At 55.4% G+C, this 639-nt stretch carries 1 protein-coding gene; it reads left to right on the top strand.

Features of this window, described 5'->3' with window-relative positions; genetic code table 11:
- The coding region (locus tag IVB27_RS15745) for a DUF1214 domain-containing protein (protein WP_247444392.1) at window positions 1-454 on the top strand (454 nt) is incomplete at its 5' end.
- Window positions 455-639 lie beyond the last annotated feature (185 nt).

The raw sequence follows: 639 nt of genomic DNA, 5'->3' as shown, positions 1-639 counted from the left end.
GGCGGTCGACGCAAAAAACATGTTCTTCTTCTATGCCACCGGCGTGACGCCAGCGATGACGATGAAGATGGTTGGTGAGGGTTCGCAGTACGCCGGTGCATTTGTGGATGCAAAGGGTAACCCCCTGGACGGCAGCAAAACGTACAGGCTGCACATGCCGCCCAACATTCCGGCCAAGGATTTCTGGTCGTTCACACTCTACGATAACCAGACACGCTCAATGCTCCAAACCGATCAACAATCTCCGGCTGTCGGTAGTCTCACCAAGGGATTGCTGGTCAATGCGGATGGTTCAGTGGACGTTTATTTCGGACCAAAGGCTCCCTCGGAGAAGGAATCAAACTGGGTGCAGACGATCCCGGGGAAGGGCTGGAACACCCTCTTGCGCCTCTACGGTCCGCTCGAACCTTGGTTCAACAGGACCTGGCGCCCCGGAGAGATTGAACCGATGTAGCCACTATCTGCATGCGATTGAGTTCGATCAAGTGCAGCCCCATTCATCCGCTTCTGGCCCGAAGTCGGCTGCAAGAAAGGGCAGAGCATGTCCGCTCTGCCCAGTTAGTTCAGACGTCGACTTGCTCTGCTATTGCAAGCGCATCGTCGACTTCAATTCCTAGGTATCGGACGGTGCTCTCGATT

This window comes from Bradyrhizobium sp. 197, from assembly GCF_023073375.1.
In the GTDB taxonomy this organism is placed as follows: Bacteria; Pseudomonadota; Alphaproteobacteria; order Rhizobiales; family Xanthobacteraceae; genus Bradyrhizobium.
Note: the sequence above shows the minus strand (reverse complement) of the source record. Positions and strands in the feature narration are given on the sequence as shown.